Origin of the sequence: Bernardetia sp. MNP-M8 (genome assembly GCF_037126285.1) — a bacterium.
GTDB lineage: Bacteria > Bacteroidota > Bacteroidia > Cytophagales > Bernardetiaceae > Bernardetia.
In genome coordinates this window covers 2,973,191-2,989,368 of the sequence record NZ_CP147012.1, presented here as the reverse complement: position 1 = coordinate 2,989,368, position 16,178 = coordinate 2,973,191, and the positions used below count along the sequence as shown (strand labels likewise).

The window sequence follows — 16,178 nt, the reverse complement described above, 5'->3', positions numbered from 1 at the left end:
ATAAAGATTATATCAAATTAATCACACCAAACAATATAACAATAATACACCTTTTTTTAAAACTTAAATACCACAAAATTAATTTATTTTAGATGAAACCACGTCAAATTTAATAAAATGCAATATTTTATAAACAAACCAGAACTTAAATCAGCGTGTGGTATAATTTAATTTGATTATCTATTCGCCTTACGACAGTAACACATACAAGAAATCATTCAATTATGGAATTTGGAAAATTACAAAATATAAATAATATAGATTTTACATTGCTAGATAACCATCCAGAAACGGAGGCATTCTTATCAAAATTAGAACCAACACCAAAACCTATTATTCGTATTGCTGCACCTGTTTGGGGAACACCTGAATGGAAAGGAATTTGGTATCCCCAAAAAGCAAAACCCACTGATTTTTTATATCATTATTCACGTCAGTTTGATTCTATCGAACTCAATGTTACTCATTATCAAATTCCACCTGAAGAGCGTATTTTGAAATGGAAAGAGATGACTCCTAAAGGATTTTTATTTTGCCCCAAAATATATAAAGGAATTAGTCATCATAAACAACTTGTAGATTGTGAAGACTTGACAAATGTCTTTTGTGATAGAGTTGCGCTTTTTGGAGATAGATTAGGCATTTGCTTTTTACAGCTCCCCCCTCATTTTTCACCACAGAAAGCAGGAGTTTTAATTAATTATTTAGAAAATTTCCCTGCTGATACTCGTCTTGCTATCGAATTTCGTCATAAAGATTGGTTTGATTATCCCAACCAAGAAACTAGAGAAGCTGTAAGAGAAGTTTTTTCGGTTATGCGTCGCTATAATTTTACTGCTCTCATGACTGATGTTTCGGGAAGGCGTGATGTAATGCACATGCGACTGACTTCTGACACCATGGTTTTGCGTTTGGTGGGAAATTCTTTAGACAAAACAGACTATCAACGTATGGAAGATTGGGTAGAAAGAATGGATAATTGGATAAAAGAAGGCTTAAAAGAATTTCATTTTTGGTTACATCAACCAGAAAATATCAAAACGGCAGAAATGGCTGTTTTTCTGATTCAAAAACTGAAAGAAAAAGGATATAAAAACATAGTGCCTCCAAAGAAAATTGAAACAGAAACAAAAAATGATATGCCTTCGCTTTTTTGAGAAAATTTATCTAAATGGTTTATAATATGCTTTAGTAGCTAACTTAAGCATTGGAAGATCGCCTTTCGTATCCCCATAAGCATAAATTTCATCATACTTTTTTATGTCATATCTTTCTAAGATACGCTTTACTTTTTCCTTACCATAACAATTTTTAGATTTTAATTTACCTGTATAATTATAATTTACTATTTCCAGTTCTGTACTAACTGAATCAAAATCCAATTTAGTAGCCCATTTCTCTATAAAATAAGAAGGAGATGCAGATACAATAACTATTTTATGTCTGTTTGCTTTATGCCATTCCAAACACACTAATGCTTCTTTTCTACACATACTGTCTATTTTTTGCTCTATAAATCTTTCTACTAAATCATTTATTTCTTGTACTGAATATCCTGCTATAAATTTTTTTATAAACCTTTCCTTTAATTTTTCATTAGATATAATTTTCGCATAAAATGCTATAATATAAAAAAATAAAGAAATCAATTTAAAAATAAATATTAAAAGTCCATTTTGATATACTAAGAAAGGCACAAAGGTATCTCTCTTTGTTATTGTTCCATCAAAGTCAAAAAATGCAATTATCTTTTCTTTATCCATAAATAAGAAATGTTATACTAATAAGCCATAAACTAACAATAATTTTAAGTATGGCATCTTTGTAAAGTAAAGTAGTGGGGTCACTTTCTTCAGAAGTAAAGACAAGTTGCAGATAACGAAGAATACCTATAACTAAGAAGAAAGAGGTTAGATATAAATATTCTTTATATTTCCCTGCAAAAGTAGTAGCTTCGATGGTATATAGTATATATAAAAGCGAAATGACTCCACTCAAAAAACTCAAAACAGCATCTATAAAAGAGATAGAATAGTTGCTAATAGATCCTCTCAAAACTTCTCCTGAGTTTTCTTTGATTAATACATCTTCTCTTCTTTTTGCAAATCCTAAAAGTAATGCTACTAAATATATTATTAATACTAACCAATTACTAGGACTAACAGCTACCATTAATCCACCAGCAAATAGGCGAATTACAAAACCTATTGCAATCATAGAAACATCAATAATTGCAATATTTTTTAACCAAAGTGTATATAAAATGTTGTTTGTAAGATACAATACACATAAAAATACAAAATATATAGGTAAGAAAAAAAATGATACTATTAAGAAACTTGTCAATACACCAAAAATAACCCAAGCTGTTTGTAGAGATAAAATACCAGAAGGCAGAGGGCGTTTTTTTTTGCGATAGTGCATTTTATCTTTTTCTATATCCTTTATATCGTTAAGAATATAAACACAAGACGAAGTAATACTAAAAATAAAAAATCCTATACAAACTTGTTGTATCAAAAAAATATCAAAAAATTTCCCTGAGAAAAATAAAGGAGCAAATAATAATAAATTTTTTATCCATTGCTTAACTCTTAGTAAATCTAATATACCTTTTATAGCCATAATCTAGTAGTAATAATACAAACATAAAAATAAATATATCAGAGTAATATCTTTGACGCATATTTTCTCCTATCTCAAACATAACACTTGTTAAGAAAATATAAGTTACATTATACAGCACAAAGAGAAAAACTTTTTTTATAAATATATTTTTTCCACTTGCTAGATAGATGATAGAAATCAAAAAGGTAGATATATAGATCAATACAGCTAATAAAGAGGTTGTTTTCCAAGAGTTTTTAAGTGAATATCTGTTATCAACTAAATTCTTATTCACATATGACTCACGCACTCCTATTAAATACTTATAGTTTGCATAATAGTTATTCATTTTATTGATATTTCCATTATTATGAAAACCTATAAATTCTGTAGTAGGAGCAAAAAAGCTAGTTATTCCGTTTTCAATTCCTTCCAAATAAATAGTTGGGTACTTATCTATCAATTGCAATATAGCCTTTTTATAAAATTGATTAATTCTAAGAAATGCAATATGGTTTGAGTTTATATTATAATTATTTTCTAAGTTGTGCAGAGTAGCAATTTTTGGATAGTTTAAACGACCTTGTTGAGCGAGATTTGTATTCCCTATTTTGTATGTATCTGCCCTATCATATATTTTCCCTTCGCTAATCCATTTTCTAGTAGAAGAATCTTCTATTACATCAAAATTTACAGAAGAATTATATACATAATACTTTGAAATATTTGTCCACATAAAACTAGAAGTACCCAAAGTATCATAAATGATTTTATTTTTCAAGAAAAATGAAAATGGTAAAAGTAAAAGCAAAACAGCTACATAATAATGTTTGAATGAATATCGCTTAGTTATAAATAATAAACTAATCAAACCAATGATCCAAACTATATGGAAGGCACTTCTCACACCTATCAAAAATGTAGCAACTAGCAAGGAAAATACTAAATGTTTTATTTTTGATGTTTTGAGAAATTTTATGTACCAATATATAAACTGTGAAATCGCAGCTAAAACAATAAAATCATAAAACAAAAATTTCTCATAAATAATAAAATCAGGTAAAATCATAAATATACAGATACCTACAAAAGAAATAATTCTGTTTATATTTAATAAGTTAGCAATTTCAAAAATAGTGACACAGGTTAAAATACCTAGTGATAGATGAAATAAATGCATCAAAACTCCAAATAAATGAGTATGTCCACTACTTACTTTGAGGAAGACACCTATAATTAGATTATAAAGAGGAGGTTGGTGATGAATATAAGTTAATGATTCTAAGAGATTATTCTCTAAAGAATCAACATTTAAAACATGAGGAAACCACAAAAAAGAATGATAATCAAACCCAACTCCTATGAAATGTAGATAGATCCTAGAAAATAGATAAACGCTTAGAATTCCTACTTTTAAATAAAAACTCTGATTCAATTTTATGGCAAACATGGTAATAAATAAGAGGTTGATGAACTTAAAGAAATTTTTATTTTTCTATTATTTCATAAATATATGAGCAATATAAAAAAGATAAATGGTAGTGTGGTCAATTTTACTACACTACCAAAAAAATAGAATATCCTAATATAAATTTTTCTACTGCATTCCACCTGCTGCACTATATTTTTGAATAGCATCGGTAAATATCTTCTGACGTTTTTTCAAACTATCCAAACGAGCTTGGTCACTATCAGAAAACTCTATTTGTACTTGATTTCCATCATCATCAACTATTACTTTATTTTCTTCTTGCATCATTGACTTTTTAGCTTCCAAACGCTGAATTTCTTGTGTTGTCATGGCATCAAGTTGTCTGTAAACTGACATCAAAACACGCATTTGAATACTACTACGCTGAATTATATCACTATAATTAAATTGATTCAAATTGTTTTTATAGACAAAATTCAGATTTCCCATAGCACGACTAGAAATATCTTCTGCAAGAGCCAAAGCTTTATCATCTGCTTCTGCTAAGTGATACAACTGAACAAAATAAGGCTCATAATAACTGTAAGGAACATTCATAACTGGCAACTGTTCGAAGGCTTTATCTAGTGTTTCAATCGCTTTTTCCTTATCACCACGCTCAAAATACTCCTGCGCTAAACGGAAATAAACCTGACGGAATTGCGCTCCAAACTTCTTGTATTCGTCATCGTAATATCCTTCTGTTTGCATTCCTCTAAACTGGAATTCATCAACAGCCTTTTTCATTTCTTCAAAATTTACTTCTCCCAAATCGCCATTGTTTTGTGCAGCAATTGGCATCAAACGATACACCATTCCATCCATTTGAAGATATTCTCTCAAATTGAAATTAATCGTATTAGCAGAAGTTTGGTTGAAATAAATAGGACGTTCCCATTTATTGGTTGCAATTAAATCTAATAACAAAAGGTCATTTTTGTAAATATTATTTCCTTTAATATCAAATTCCATTATATCAACAACACGATTTTCTTTTCCTTTAGGGATAAATCCTTTTGATAAAACATCTTGTTTATTGATAGCTAAAGCAAACTTTTTAGAAAGAAGCTTTCCTGTGCTACTTCCATCTTGCAACTGAACCATTACACGAGGGTCTTCTTTTTTAAGAAGCTCAATATACGTTTCCAAATTAACAGGTGAATTGATGTTTTTGTCTTCTGAACCATCTCTATTTCCAACATAAACGATATAATCATTTTTTCCCTGAACATAATCTTCTCTTTCTAAAGAAATTGGAAGAGGAGGAGAATCATTTACTTGAGTTGTCATTTGGTCAGCATACCAATCTGTTGAAAAATAACTCAAAACAGCTACCCTAACATCAGTACGGAATCCTTCCACATCTTGTACATACCAAAGTGGGAAAGTGTCATTATCTCCACCAGTAAATAAAATAGCATTTGGTTCACAAGCTGCAAGTGTATTTCTAGCTTGATCAACTGATAAATAACGCCCTGTACGATTGTGGTTATCCCAACCTTTTGCGCCCATAATAGTAGGCACTACAAGTGCTATAACTAGTGCAACACTAGAAGCTGCCATTCCAGAAATATGTTTTTTCAAGAAATTAGCTATGGCAAGCATTCCCAAACCTATCCAAACAGAAAAGGCATAAAATGATCCTACATATACATAATCTCGTTCACGAGGTTCGACAGGAGGAGAATTGAGATAAAGCACAAGACCTATTCCCATAATAAAGAAAATCAGGAAGGTAATCCACCAACCTTTTTGGTCTTTACTAGCTTGGAAAATAAAGCCTAGTATTCCCAAAATAAGAGGTAACATATAAAAATTATCTCTTGCTTTGTTGGTAGCTAAATCTACTGGTAATTCTTTTCCTAAATCTTCAAAAGGAGCAAGCCATCCTGCTTCTTTGTCATCGCTTTGTCTTCCTGCAAAATTCCACATAAAGTATCGGAAGTACATATGTCCGAATTGATAAGTAAACAAGAAGTTTATATTATCAGCAAAATTTGGTCTTTCTCCATCTGCTAATTTGAGCCATTGTTTGTAGAGTTCTGGGTGATTACCACTCTGACTGTAAATACGAGGCATAAGCATATTGCCTTTATTATCATAAGTAACTTCAAACTTATGGTCAAAAACTTCATACTTTTCTTCCCCTTTACGATACATAGCAGCTCCTATATCCTGTCCTGTGCGTTCAGAAGCAAATGTTCTTCCATATACAAGTGGACGATCTCCATACTGTTCTCTTTTCAAATATGAAACAAAGGTCATTACATCTTTCGGACTATTTTCATTAATTGGTGTATCTGCGTTCGAACGAATTACGATAAGTGAATACGTACTATAACCTATCATTATAAAAGCAAATGACAAAAGAGCAGTATTTAATGGTACATTTTGCTTTTTAATAGAATAAAAAATTCCCCAAACAAGAGCAGCTATAAAAGCAATTGTAAAAAACAAAGCCCCTGAACCAAATGGTAAACCAAAAGTATTTACAAAGGCAACTTCAAACTTGGCTGCTATAGAAGGCAATCCAGGGATTACACCATAAGTAATCAAAACAACAATTCCTGTTCCTGCCAAGAATGTCATAATCCAACCCAATGTACTTTCAGTTTTATATTTTTTGAAATAATAAACATAAGCCAATGCAGGCAAAGCAAGTAAGTTAAGAAGGTGAACACCAATAGAAAGCCCTACCAAATAAGCAATAAAAATAAGCCAACGATTAGAATCTCTCTCATCATCTATGCGTTCCCATTTGAAAATTGCCCAAACTACAATTGCAGTAAAAAAAGATGACATTCCATACACCTCAGCCTCTGCTGCCGAAAACCAAAATGAATCTGAAAAAGTATAAGCCAAAGCACCAATAGCACCACTTCCCAAAATCATTATTTTCTCGGCAAGTGTATAATCATTTTCTTGTGCATCTAAGCCTTTTTTAAGGTCTGTTTCAGTTTTTGCATCCATTACTTTCTGTAAAGTAGGTCGTACAATACGACGAGCAAGCATAGTTATTGTCCAAAACAAAAACAAAATAGAAAAACTACTACATAGAGCAGAAAGCATATTTATCCAATATGCTACTTCCAAAACATCTCCAAAGGCAAATAAAGAAAAAATACGCCCTACCAATAAGAAGAAAGGCGCACCAGGTGGGTGAGGAGCCATTAGTTTGTATGAAACAGCAATAAATTCTCCACAATCCCAAAAACTAGCTGTGTTTTCAAGAGTGAGTATGTAAACAGTAGTAGCAATCAAAAAGATTAGCCAACCTACAATAGTATTAAGACGATTAAAACCCATATTTTTACAGTTATCAGTTACCAGTAATCAGTTATCAGTAAATACAGTTTGATAAATAGACTGAATAACCTTTTTTATTAGAAATTTCTTTTCAAGACACGAAAATAGGAAAAGTTTATCAACTAGTATATATTCTTTGGATTAAATTATTGTAATTTAGAAAAAGAGAAGAAAAAATTACCTTTTTTGAAGATTTTTAAAGTTTTTGAAAATATTCTTCTACAAAATCATTTATTTTTTGTCCTAAAACTTTATTGAGATTTTCATAAGATTCGAAAGTCCAGCCTGCCACATGAGGAGTCAGAATTACATTTTGCATAGCAATAAGCTGCTCAAGCTGTTGTTTTTGTAAGGTGGTAAATGTTTTTAATTTTTCATTTTCAAGAACGTCTAAACCTGCACCTTTTATTTTTCCATTTTCTAGATATTTCAAAAGCGAATTTGTATCTACAACTTCTCCTCTTGAAGTATTAAAGAAAAAAATGGCATTTTTGAAGTTTTTAAAAAAAGTAGCATCTACAAAATGAAAATTTTTATTTTCTCCATTTATATCATCATCTAAGGGAATATGAATTGATACAATTTGCGCTTTTTCTTGTAATTCTTCTAAAGTAACAAGCCTTACAAAACTATCCTGTTTTTTATTTCTTTTATCATAAGCTAAAACTTCGCAACCTAGAGCATGTAATTTTTGAGAAAGCAATCTTCCTACATTTCCATAACCTATTATTCCGACTGTTTTTCCTGCTAATTCTACTCCCCTGTTTTCTTCCCTTTTCCATTCAAAATTAGCAATATTACTTTGTGATTTCTTAAAATTATTCAATACCGAGAATATTAAACCTAATGTATGTTCGGTAACTGCATTTCGATTTCCTTCAGGAGCTGTAAGCAGTTTGATATTCTTTTGAATGAGTATTTTTTTGTCTATTCCATCTGTACCTGAACCTACACGAGCAATAAAAAGTAACTCTTTAGTGTGCTTTAAGAAGTCTTCATCAATAGCAAATCTACTTCTTAGGATTAATCCATCAAAATTTTGTATTTGATTTATAATATCACTATCTTTCCAGTCACAAGCATAGATATATTCTATTTTATTATTTGAAAAGTGAAAGTTAAAGGAGTCATGTAATGTGTCAGCAATAAGCACTTTTAGTGTTTTTTTCATGAAAAATTAGATTTTATATTTAATATTGGAGCTTTTTTTGGAGTGATTATGATAAATTGTATGTTCCTTATTTCAAATGTAACTTTTTTAAAATGCCTATCGTTTGTTAAAATAAAACAAAAATTATTAATTTGATATTAGTTTCTATTTAATATCAACCAACTAATAAACCTGCTTCAATATTATAATTAATCCAAAAAGTCCCCTTTTTTATTTATACCATTATGAATTCTATACAAAAGCAGTCTGCTAATAATCCAAATCAAGGAAGTATTCGTAACTTCATTGATAAACTCATTAGTACCTATGCAAAAGAAGATGAGCTAATTCAAAAGGTAATTGAATCACGTCTTTTTCTGAATGGCATACGTCCGACTGAGTATAATAATAATACACCTGATGATACACAAGTTTTAACTAAATTGAGTAATATAGAGAAAGATTTAGCTAAAATTTTCATGTGATATATTTTGAATCGTATTGAGAGTATCTTTTAATTAATAAATTCCCCTTATTTATCAAATTACTCTCAATATTCCTACTACTTCAAATTTATCAAAAACATTTTCATTGTGAGGAGCATCATTTTGAAGTTCTGATGTGAGGTCTTGTCCTGCCCAATGCTGATAATGCTTTCCTTTTACCCAAAGTCTAGAGTCAGAAACATCATAAATCAAGTTCTTGTAAGCACACCAAATCTCAGGACGATCTTGTCCATTTCGTAAAGCAAGTTGAGACTTGGTATAAGAAGGTAGATTTTCTTTACTTGAATCAGAGAAGTTATTAATCATAATTTTTTATCAGTACATTTTTTTGTAAATTAAGAAACAATCTAAGAGAAAATTTTACACATTATCAAGTCTATTCACAATCATCATGAACACAATCGTTTTTATTTGGGAAGTTACTTTGTTTAGTTCTCTCCTTATTTTGCTTTCCATGATGCAAGATTGGAGTAAATTTTGGCTTTTCAAAAATTATATAGAAAAACGACAACAAAAAAGAGATGAATTAGCAGCCGAAAAATTATTAGATAATTTACCAAAAGGGGTAATAAGATATAAAGAGAGAGAAATTTCACAAAATGACTCTCTAAATTCCTAAAACTTCTCAAAATTTATCTATGCTCTATTGCGAGTAAAATAATTGTACGTATTTTTGGACTGTGAAAGAACGCATTGTAATTATACCGACCTACAACGAAATCGAAAACATCGAAGCTATTATTCGTGCTGTATTTTCGTTGGAACTTCCATTTCACGTCCTCATTATTGACGACGGCTCGCCAGATGGAACAGCTTTGAAAGTTAAAGAACTTCAAAAAGAATTTATTAATTCTCTTCATATTGAAGAGCGAAAAGGAAAACTAGGCTTAGGAACAGCTTATATTCATGGCTTCAAATGGGCTTTAAAAAATGAATATCAGTTTATTTTTGAGATGGATGCTGATTTTTCTCATAACCCAAAGGACTTGATTCGTCTTTATACTTCTTGTGCAACTGAAAATGAAGAAGGAATTAGAAATGATGTAGCGATTGGTTCTCGTTATGTGCAAGGTGTAAATGTAGTAAACTGGCCTATGAGCAGAGTTTTGATGTCTTATTTTGCCAGTATTTATGTCAGAATAGTTACAGGAATGCCGATTCATGATGCGACGGCAGGTTTCAAATGTTATCGTAGAGAGGTTTTGGAAACCATAAATTTGGATACCATAAAATTTGTCGGTTATGCTTTTCAGATAGAAATGAAATTTACTGCTTGGAAATACAGTTTTAGAGTGGGAGAAGTTCCTATTATTTTTACAGACCGAACCAAAGGAACTTCAAAAATGTCTTCAGGGATATTTAAAGAGGCTTTTTTTGGTGTCCTTCAAATGAAGATTAATAGTTTTTTTAAGAAATATGTTCGTAAATAACTCTAAATGAGATGTGAAGCTGTCGTTTAGGTGTCAAAGCCTCGTTTACGGTTAGAGTAACGATGGTTAAAATTTAATACTCTTTCTGAAAAGCACCATTTTTCAAAATTACAGTCGGAATTTTATTGACTTTTGCTTCATTAGAAAGTAGTTTTATTCTTGAACTGTAATTTGTATCATCAAAAACTATATATTTCGTTTTGATATCTTTGAGGTCTGCCAGTGTATAAATTGGATTATTACTTATCCAAACTATTTCAATATTATCTAATTTTGGCAGAAATTTAGTATCTTTTTCTAGCCTTTTATTCCATAATAGAATAGTTTTATTATTCCAAAGGATAATTTTTCCTCCATTCCAATCACGGATTTGTACTATTTCAGTATTTGGTTCTTCAGTATAAATTGAATCCAAATTGATACGTTTATTTTCAGTTTTTCCATTTGAAAGTAAATCTCCAGTAAGCCAATAACTTTGAGCTTCTTCATTGTAAAAACTAGCCGAATCTAAAAGTGTAACACTTCTCCTTCCTTCTTGTAAAGACAAAGAAAAACCTTTTCTTATCTGATAAAAAACCAATCGTTTTTGATTTTCTGCATCTATATTTTTGTATAAATTTATTCCACAAAACAACAGACTACACAGCAAAGAGAAGTAAAAGAAAATCCTTCTTGGTAAAACAAAAAAACAATACACAGTTATCATTAAGGCATACAAAAGCATACTTTCCATAAAACTAATCCTGATATTTTCTAAAACTGAAAAGGGTAATTTTTCTATTCCAAAAACTAAATAATTGACAGCATATATAATCCAAGATAAAATCATTCCTAGAAAAGAGCTTACTGTCATACTGAAAAAACTAAACAAAATTATAGCTATTGCAAACCCCAAAATAACCATAGCAGCAGGAATTACTACAAAACCAGACAACCAAAAATAAGAAGGAAATTGATGGAAATAATATAGACAAATGGGGAAAGTAATAAGTTGGGCAGCTAAAGAAACTGTCAGCAACTCCCATCCTTTTTTAATAAACCAGCTAGAAGGTTTCCAAACTCTGACTATTTTAGGTTGGATAAGTACAATTCCTAAAACAGCCAAATAAGAAAGTTGAAAGCCTACTTCAAAAATCATATAAGGACTAAAAATAAGCAATAAAAAAGCAGAAAAAGCTAAATTATTATAAATATTTGTACGTCTACTAAAAGTAAGTCCGATTTGAATAATAGCAAACATTACTGACGCACGAAGCACAGAAGGTGAAAGTCCAGTAAGAAAAGAATAACTAAACAGAACACCTAAAACAAAAAATAAATATAGATATTTAAGTTTATTATGCTTTCTCAAAAACCCTAGTAAAAAGGCAATCATAGCACTCAAAATACCTACATGCAGACCAGAAACAGCTAAAACGTGAGTTGCTCCAGCAGAACGATAAGCATTTTGTACTTCATTATCAATTCCATCTCTAATTCCTAAAAACAGAGCACTTGCTACTCCATAACTTTGCTTTGAAGGTATCATTTTTTTCAAAACACTATCCGAATACATACGAAAATCAATCGCTTTTTTACGAAACTGTTGTAAAAGAGTTAAGTTACTTTGAGTTTCAGAATTATTTTGATTGTTTACTAAGACAATTTCATACGAATTGATAAAATCTTGATGCCAAATATAATGGTACTTTAAATATTTTTGATAATCAAATGACGATGGATTTTCTGGTGGATTTGTCAGAATAGGAAACCCTTTTATCAATAGTTCATCTCCAAAATTATACGTTTTATCTACATGGTTTGCAAAATTTGTGTCATTTAGAAACTGATTCTTTTTCAGATACACCAAAACTTTTCCTTCTGCAAGCTGCCACGCTTTTTCAGTGCGAATTTTTTCTATTTCAAACTCAAATTTATATGATTTTTCACGCTCTTGAATCTCTGAAACAACTTTTCCTTGATATGCTAAAACTGTATTTTGATTGTTTTGAGAAATATTTTTGATATGTAAAGGACGTTCTTTTGGATTTATATTAGCTACTAAACTCATTCCAAGCCCTACAAAAACACCTACTAAAGTTAGTAAATGAAGCCAAGAAAAACGAGTTTTTGAAGTTGCTTTTACAAAAAAATGAAGTCCAAAATAAGCGACTACAAAAGCAGTAAAAATTCCTAATGAAAATGCTAACCCAATTTGAGAATATTCTCCTACCAAAATACCAATAATCAATGCCAAAACAGGACGTACAAGTGGATACGAATCCCAACGAAAAAGAGGTTTATCTCTTGGGCTCATAGGAATTAGTTGGTTTATAGATTTAGGATTATTTTAAATTTTGATCATCGTTGAGACGTTGCAGTCACACGATTTTTTATTTTTCTTGAAAACTAATTTTTTCTACAAATTTATCATACGTTTCTTTCTCTTCTTTTGGATAACGAATTTCAAAAGACCGAAAGCCAGTACCTGTTTTTTCAGTTCGCAAATAATATACTTTACCATTCTCAAATCCAGAAATCACAAAAAAATTAGAATTAATGGTTTGATACTCTACTTTTCTATTTTGAGAAATATATTGTTTTTCTTGCTCTAAAGTTCTGTTTTGCCCATTTACACTTCCCCATACTAGGAGTTCTATTTTGCCACCATCGATGTAAAAAATTTGTCCATCGTTACTCTTCGAACTTCCAAAGGGTTCAAAAACAGCAGGGTAGTCCAAACAATACTCAAAACGCTCATTGCAATAGGTAGATTGAGTAGAGCAGGAAGAAATTAGAACAGGAAATAAAAACAAAAAAAGATATGTAACTATTTTGATTTTCATATCTTAAATGTATGGAATATTTTTGGTAATTGGAAAAAATTAGGCTTTTTTTATTATTAAGATATTGCATCATCTATTGGAACAAAATAATAAAGGTGTTAGCATAATTAAAATTACATAGAATCATTTGTTTTTTAAACTCTCATCTATTCTTTTCTTTGCTATTTTGAAATAACCTTTATCCAATTCATAACCTACAAACTCTCTGTTCAACTCTTTGCAAGCTACCCCAGTAGAGCCACTTCCCATAAAAGGGTCTAAAACAATTTGGTTTTCAAATGTTATTAGTTTTACTAGATGTTGCATCAGTTCGACAGGTTTCAAAGTAGGGTGAGAATTAAAATCATCTTTCTTTTGTCTTACTTTAGGTACTAAAAAAAACTTATCATATCCATCTTCAAAAGCATCTGTTCGGATAATATTTGCAGGTACTCTTCCTTTTTCATGAGGATTATGTCCTACTTTGCCTTCATTTTTTTGATATGGAATTCTAGTTTCTTCAAAGTTTAAAGCTCCTGTTCCGTATTTTATAACATTTTGAGCTACTTTTAATCCTTCTTCAATTGGTTTTTGAATCAAAATAATAGGTTCATAGGCAGGTTTGAGTCCTAAGCCAGTTCCATCATATTTTTTTCCTATTTCAGAGTTTGGGGATAATTTGTGATTTTTATCTGTTTTATAACTTTCTGCACCTTCTTTTTTATAACCTTGTACATATTTATACTCTCCTACTTTTTTACTTTCTACTCCTAATTCTTTATCTATTGAAAGTCCGACATTTCTACTTTTTGGCATTCCATTGAGATACGACCAAAATAAAACATCTTTTATCAAAAAACCACTATCTTCCAAATCTACCATAAGTCTGTGCATAAGCCGAACCGAACTAAAAACTAACCCGAAACTGCCAAATTTCATCTTTTTAAAGCTATTTTTCCATACTTTTTTGTTTGGTAAACTCTTATCCCAATCATTTTTTTGATAAGAAATACCATACGGAGGGTCAGTAATTAGAGCATCAATAGAATTATCTTCTATTTCTTTTAGTTGGTGAGAACTTTTATTGTGGAGTTGAGGCATTTTTATAAATATCATTGATGGTTGTATGAACTTACTCTAAATTATTCTTTATGTCTTTTAAAAGGCTTTAAATTAGGATATATTTTACACAAAAAAAACTTAACAAAATAGATTGTTAAGTTTTTACATAAATTTCATGAAGTCATAAAACTCTTACAAAGGCAAATTACCATGCTTTTTCCTTGGCAAAGAATCTACTTTATTTTCTAGCATTTTGAAGGCACGAAGTAATTTTTGACGTGTTTGTTCTGGCAAAATCACTTCATCGATATAACCTCTATGCGCTGCACGATACGGATTAGCAAATTTTCGGTTGTACTCGTCTTCTTTTTCTTTTAGCTTTTCAGCAGGGTTCTCAGAGGCTTTAATTTCGTTTTTGAAGATAATTTCGGCTGCTCCTTTTGCTCCCATTACAGCAATCTCTGCATTTGGATAAGCATAATTCATATCTGCGCCAATATGTTTTGAGTTCATTACATCATACGCACCTCCGTAAGCCTTGCGAGTAATGACCGTAATACGTGGAACAGTTGCTTCACTAAAAGCATACAAGAGTTTTGCACCGTCATTAATTACACCATTCCATTCTTGATCAGTTCCAGGTAAAAACCCAGGTACATCTACAAAAACAAGCAATGGAATATTAAAAGCATCACAAAAACGAACAAAACGAGCTGCTTTTTTACTTGCGTCAATCGTCAAACAACCAGCTAAATTTGAAGGTTGGTTTCCTACAATTCCGATACTACGTCCACCAATTCTACCAAAACCAACTAAGATATTTTCAGCATAATTTTTATGCACTTCTAAAAAGCTATCTTCATCGATTGTTCCTTCAATAACTTCACGCATATCATACGGTTTATTGGCATCTTCTGGAACAATAGTATTCAAAACTGGACGAAGTTCGTCATCTTTTGCTTCATAAGGATAAACTGGCGCAATTTCTTCACAGTTTTGAGGAATGTAAGAGATAAGTTTTTTCAAATCTTCGATACACTGCACTTCATTGGCACAAGAAAAATGAGCTACACCACTTTTCGTACTGTGCGTACTTGCTCCTCCCAATTCTTCGGCTGTAACTTCTTCGTGTGTAACCGTTTTGACAACATTTGGTCCTGTTACAAACATATATGAAGTATTTTCGACCATCATAATAAAATCTGTAATAGCAGGAGAATAAACAGCCCCACCAGCACAAGGTCCCATAATGGCAGAAAGTTGAGGAATTACGCCTGATGCTCTTGTATTTCTATAAAAAATATCTGCATAACCAGCTAAAGAAACGACACCTTCTTGAATTCTTGCACCACCCGAATCATTAAGACCAATAATAGGCGCACCATTTTTCATTGCCAAATCCATTAGTTTACAGACCTTTTCAGCATGTACTTCTGAAAGCGAACCACCAAAAACAGTAAAATCTTGTGAAAACACATAAATCAAACGACCACTTACAGTTCCATAACCAGTGACGACACTATCACCTAAATAATGTTCTTTGTCTAGTCCAAAATCTTTAGCTCTGTGCATTACAAAACGTCCAATTTCTTCAAAAGAACCTTCATCTAAGAGTAATTCTATGCGTTCTCTTGCAGTAAGTTTTCCTCGTTTGTGTTGTGCATCAATACGATTTTGTCCACCACCGAGCATTGCTTCTGCATTTTTTCGGTCTAAGACTTCGTTTGGAGTTTGTCCGTTATATGGGTTTTGTTGGCTCATGTGTTTGGTTTATGTTTTTAAAATTCTAAATAACTTGTAGATAGGATTTGCAAGTGATTTTTATGATTGATATGATAAATA

14 protein-coding genes are annotated in these 16,178 nt (G+C 31.0%); 4 read left to right on the top strand and 10 right to left on the bottom strand.

Going from position 1 to position 16,178, the window contains the following annotated elements; all coding sequences use genetic code 11:
* The first annotated feature begins 224 nt into the window (after positions 1 to 224).
* The gene (locus tag V9L04_RS12295) at positions 225 to 1,157 is read left to right on the top strand and encodes a DUF72 domain-containing protein (protein WP_338790109.1); all 933 of its coding nucleotides are present in this window, start codon (positions 225 to 227) and stop codon (positions 1,155 to 1,157) included.
* A gap of 6 nt (positions 1,158 to 1,163) precedes the next feature.
* On the opposite strand, the gene V9L04_RS12290 is transcribed toward V9L04_RS12295, so the two are convergent.
* The 5 genes from V9L04_RS12290 to V9L04_RS12270 all read right to left on the bottom strand — a co-directional run bounded on the left by V9L04_RS12290 (position 1,164) and on the right by V9L04_RS12270 (position 8,555).
* Complete coding sequence (locus V9L04_RS12290; RefSeq protein WP_338790108.1) at positions 1,164 to 1,763, bottom strand: HAD family hydrolase; 600 nt, start codon at positions 1,761 to 1,763, stop codon at positions 1,164 to 1,166.
* A complete protein-coding gene (locus V9L04_RS12285) occupies positions 1,756 to 2,625 on the bottom strand; it encodes a UbiA prenyltransferase family protein (protein ID WP_338790107.1) in 870 nt (289 codons plus the stop codon). The genes V9L04_RS12290 and V9L04_RS12285 overlap by 8 nt, the downstream gene beginning before the upstream one ends.
* Positions 2,588 to 4,057 carry a hypothetical protein gene (locus tag V9L04_RS12280; protein ID WP_338790106.1) on the bottom strand — a complete coding sequence of 490 codons (1,470 nt, stop codon included), beginning with the start codon at positions 4,055 to 4,057 and terminating at the stop codon, positions 2,588 to 2,590. Before V9L04_RS12280 ends, V9L04_RS12285 begins: the two co-directional genes overlap by 38 nt.
* A 147-nt stretch (positions 4,058 to 4,204) precedes the next feature.
* A complete protein-coding gene (locus V9L04_RS12275; protein WP_338790105.1) occupies positions 4,205 to 7,384 on the bottom strand; it encodes a DUF2723 domain-containing protein in 3,180 nt (1,059 codons plus the stop codon).
* Between the two features lie 196 nt (positions 7,385 to 7,580).
* The gene (locus tag V9L04_RS12270; RefSeq protein WP_338790104.1) at positions 7,581 to 8,555 is read right to left on the bottom strand and encodes an NAD(P)-dependent oxidoreductase; all 975 of its coding nucleotides are present in this window, start codon (positions 8,553 to 8,555) and stop codon (positions 7,581 to 7,583) included.
* Positions 8,556 to 8,779: 224 nt separating this feature from the next.
* Between V9L04_RS12270 and V9L04_RS12265 the strand changes: the two genes are divergently transcribed.
* Positions 8,780 to 9,019 carry a hypothetical protein gene (locus V9L04_RS12265; RefSeq protein ID WP_338790103.1) on the top strand — a complete coding sequence of 80 codons (240 nt, stop codon included), beginning with the start codon at positions 8,780 to 8,782 and terminating at the stop codon, positions 9,017 to 9,019.
* Positions 9,020 to 9,073: 54 nt separating this feature from the next.
* On the opposite strand, the gene V9L04_RS12260 is transcribed toward V9L04_RS12265, so the two are convergent.
* Positions 9,074 to 9,346: a cytochrome b5 domain-containing protein gene (locus V9L04_RS12260; RefSeq protein WP_338790102.1), complete on the bottom strand. Its 273-nt coding sequence runs from the start codon at positions 9,344 to 9,346 to the stop codon at positions 9,074 to 9,076.
* Between the two features lie 85 nt (positions 9,347 to 9,431).
* Between V9L04_RS12260 and V9L04_RS12255 the strand changes: the two genes are divergently transcribed.
* Positions 9,432 to 9,659 carry a hypothetical protein gene (locus V9L04_RS12255; RefSeq protein ID WP_338790101.1) on the top strand — a complete coding sequence of 76 codons (228 nt, stop codon included), beginning with the start codon at positions 9,432 to 9,434 and terminating at the stop codon, positions 9,657 to 9,659.
* Between the two features lie 61 nt (positions 9,660 to 9,720).
* Entirely contained in the window at positions 9,721 to 10,470 is a 750-nt protein-coding gene (locus V9L04_RS12250) for a polyprenol monophosphomannose synthase (RefSeq protein WP_338790100.1), read from the top strand.
* A 73-nt stretch (positions 10,471 to 10,543) separates the two neighbouring features.
* Here V9L04_RS12250 and V9L04_RS12245 read toward each other — a convergent pair whose 3' ends face one another.
* The 4 genes from V9L04_RS12245 to V9L04_RS12230 all read right to left on the bottom strand — a co-directional run bounded on the left by V9L04_RS12245 (position 10,544) and on the right by V9L04_RS12230 (position 16,097).
* On the bottom strand, positions 10,544 to 12,766 hold the full coding sequence (locus V9L04_RS12245; RefSeq protein WP_338790099.1) for a ComEC/Rec2 family competence protein: 2,223 nt from the start codon (positions 12,764 to 12,766) through the stop codon (positions 10,544 to 10,546).
* A 76-nt stretch (positions 12,767 to 12,842) separates the two neighbouring features.
* Positions 12,843 to 13,295, bottom strand: coding sequence for a hypothetical protein (locus V9L04_RS12240; RefSeq protein WP_338790098.1), 453 nt, complete (start codon positions 13,293 to 13,295; stop codon positions 12,843 to 12,845).
* A gap of 123 nt (positions 13,296 to 13,418) precedes the next feature.
* Positions 13,419 to 14,375 carry a site-specific DNA-methyltransferase gene (locus V9L04_RS12235; RefSeq protein ID WP_338790097.1) on the bottom strand — a complete coding sequence of 319 codons (957 nt, stop codon included), beginning with the start codon at positions 14,373 to 14,375 and terminating at the stop codon, positions 13,419 to 13,421.
* Between the two features lie 153 nt (positions 14,376 to 14,528).
* The gene (locus V9L04_RS12230; protein WP_338790096.1) at positions 14,529 to 16,097 is read right to left on the bottom strand and encodes an acyl-CoA carboxylase subunit beta; all 1,569 of its coding nucleotides are present in this window, start codon (positions 16,095 to 16,097) and stop codon (positions 14,529 to 14,531) included.
* Positions 16,098 to 16,178 lie beyond the last annotated feature (81 nt).

Coding starts and splice junctions, on each gene's coding strand:
- V9L04_RS12295 (WP_338790109.1), top strand. CDS start 225: ATGGAATTTGGAAAATTACAAAATATAAATAATATAGATTTTACATTG.
- V9L04_RS12290 (WP_338790108.1), bottom strand. CDS start 1,763: ATGGATAAAGAAAAGATAATTGCATTTTTTGACTTTGATGGAACAATA.
- V9L04_RS12285 (WP_338790107.1), bottom strand. CDS start 2,625: ATGGCTATAAAAGGTATATTAGATTTACTAAGAGTTAAGCAATGGATA.
- V9L04_RS12280 (WP_338790106.1), bottom strand. CDS start 4,057: ATGTTTGCCATAAAATTGAATCAGAGTTTTTATTTAAAAGTAGGAATT.
- V9L04_RS12275 (WP_338790105.1), bottom strand. CDS start 7,384: ATGGGTTTTAATCGTCTTAATACTATTGTAGGTTGGCTAATCTTTTTG.
- V9L04_RS12270 (WP_338790104.1), bottom strand. CDS start 8,555: ATGAAAAAAACACTAAAAGTGCTTATTGCTGACACATTACATGACTCC.
- V9L04_RS12265 (WP_338790103.1), top strand. CDS start 8,780: ATGAATTCTATACAAAAGCAGTCTGCTAATAATCCAAATCAAGGAAGT.
- V9L04_RS12260 (WP_338790102.1), bottom strand. CDS start 9,346: ATGATTAATAACTTCTCTGATTCAAGTAAAGAAAATCTACCTTCTTAT.
- V9L04_RS12255 (WP_338790101.1), top strand. CDS start 9,432: ATGAACACAATCGTTTTTATTTGGGAAGTTACTTTGTTTAGTTCTCTC.
- V9L04_RS12245 (WP_338790099.1), bottom strand. CDS start 12,766: ATGAGCCCAAGAGATAAACCTCTTTTTCGTTGGGATTCGTATCCACTT.
- V9L04_RS12240 (WP_338790098.1), bottom strand. CDS start 13,295: ATGAAAATCAAAATAGTTACATATCTTTTTTTGTTTTTATTTCCTGTT.
- V9L04_RS12235 (WP_338790097.1), bottom strand. CDS start 14,375: ATGCCTCAACTCCACAATAAAAGTTCTCACCAACTAAAAGAAATAGAA.
- V9L04_RS12230 (WP_338790096.1), bottom strand. CDS start 16,097: ATGAGCCAACAAAACCCATATAACGGACAAACTCCAAACGAAGTCTTA.